Here is a 2,142-nt window from a genome sequence, read left to right as displayed (position 1 = left end):
TCATTACCATTCAAGAAATCATGGATGAATTAGGTGTGTCAGATATGACCGCAAGAAGAGATTTGGATGAATTAGAAAAATCCGGAAAATTACTTAGAGTTCATGGTGGAGCACAAAGCCTTTCTTTTTCAATGGACCACGAATTAAGTCACATTGAAAAATCGTCTGTGCAAATTGAAGAAAAAAAGAGAATTGCCCATAAAGCAGCAACTCTTATTTCAGAAGGAGAATCTATTTTTTTAGGTCCTGGTACAACCATTCAATTTTTGGCTGAACAACTTACAGGAAGAAACATTCGTGTTATCACAAATAGCCTTGCCGTATTTAATATATTAGTGAATCACGCTCCTACTGAAGTCATACTAACTGGCGGTGATTACAGAGATAACACAAATACATTTGTAGGTCCTATCACAAATTTAGTATTGGGTAAATTAAAATATAATAAAGCCTTTATCAGTTGTAACGGAATCTACAATTCATCCATCACAACCTATTCATTAGAGGAAGGTGAATCGCAACAGATCGCATTAGATAATTCTAAAAATAAATATCTATTGGCCGACAACAAGAAATTCAACCGTGCCGACTTCTATATTTATTATGATCTATTTAACTTTGACACTTTAATTACCGACAACACCATTGATGATGAAGTTTTATCACACTACAAACAATATGTACAAATCATGACAGTTTAAAAGGAGGCAAAATTTGCCTCCTTTTTACTCTTCATCCTCATCATCTTCACGATCTACACGTCTGAATAGATGTTTCTTTTCTTTACCCGTATGCTGTTCTAAAGTGTTCCAATCTGTATCTAATTCTTCTTCACTTTCAGAAGTATCATAGAAATCTTTACTTTCTTCGATTGCACGACTTTCACGAATCCTTAATTTAGATTTTAATTCACGAGCCCTCTTCTTAGATTTTCTAAGCATTCTGCCATACATGCAGAATACAATAAATGAAATTAAGAATAGACCTGCACATAATGCGATTCCTGCTAAATAGCCTTGGAAATACACTTGTAATAGTCCTGTCACAACGCAACATGCCATACAAATAAACACTAAGAACATTGTTGAGCGACATGAACTTGAATATTTCTTAAAGAAACGGAATTTTTCTGAATCATTATCAATTTCTTTACGATATTCTCCATCTTCTTCTTCGTTTCTAAAAGTAAACCAACCCGCATCACTTTTCTTTTTACCATCTGATTTAGAAACCAATTTCCATCCATCAGATTCCCACTCGCGCCATTGATCTGCATCTGGCTCATCCACAAAATAGTTCATTGAATAATAATACGTTTTTGGCTGACCTTTTCTAAAGAAATATTTCTTTCCTTCTTGACGCACAAAGTGATAACCTTCACTAGATTTATCTTGAAGATATTGTTCTATTTTTGGATATTCCGCATATAAGAATTTCTTTCTTTCCTCATAAAGATCTTCATCTTCATCTTCACCTTCATCGTCATCCACATATTCGTCCTCAAAATCTTCTTCATCATCCAATACTTCTTGAACTGGCTGTTCTTCCTCAATTGGTTTCGCATTAAAAGACTTCAATTCGTTTTCAATTGATTCTGTTGTAAAATCATCATCAACATCCAATTTTTCAACAACGATCTTTTTAGGTTCATCATCTACATCTAAGTTTTCAACAACAATCTTTTCAGGTTCTTCAACCACTTTTGGTTCTTCTTCAATGAATTTTGGTTTTTCTTCAACCAATGGCTTATCATCTACTTTTGGCTCTTCCACAACATGCTTTTCAATAGGTGCCTCTACTTCTTCAATTGAAGTACTAGGCGTGATATCTACTGACTCTGCAACTTCATCGTCAAAAATATTCTCATTGATTTTTACATGTGTTCTTGCACTTCGTTTTCCAAAGATGGTTTTCTTTTCTGGCTCTTCATCAATATGGAAAATGTTTTCAGCATTAAAATCATGTAATTCTGGTTCATGTATATCTAAAGATTTAATTCGATCCGTTCTTTTTAGACGTCTAAGCTCTTCTAAAGCACTGGGATTCTTTTCATTTTCATTTGCCATAAGTAAATTTACCTCCTTCTATAATCTTTTAAACAGTTGGAGATAAACTCCTCTAAGAACCGTACGTGCAGTTTTC

General features: G+C 33.9%; 2 protein-coding genes. One reads left to right on the top strand and one right to left on the bottom strand.

All coding sequences use genetic code 11. The annotated features are described in order from the left end of the window. On the top strand, nt 1-701 hold a 701-nt coding region (locus ACZQCL_RS08980; protein ID WP_482482903.1), incomplete at its 5' end, for a DeoR/GlpR family DNA-binding transcription regulator. Nucleotides 702-725: 24 nt separating this feature from the next. Here the strand turns inward: ACZQCL_RS08980 and ACZQCL_RS08975 are convergent. Next, nucleotides 726-2,066, bottom strand: a complete 1,341-nt coding sequence (locus tag ACZQCL_RS08975) for a DUF2812 domain-containing protein (RefSeq protein WP_482482901.1) — start codon at nt 2,064-2,066, stop codon at nt 726-728. Nucleotides 2,067-2,142: the final 76 nt, after the last annotated feature.

This window comes from Holdemanella sp. (assembly GCF_056804935.1).
Note: the sequence above shows the minus strand (reverse complement) of the source record. Positions and strands in the feature narration are given on the sequence as shown.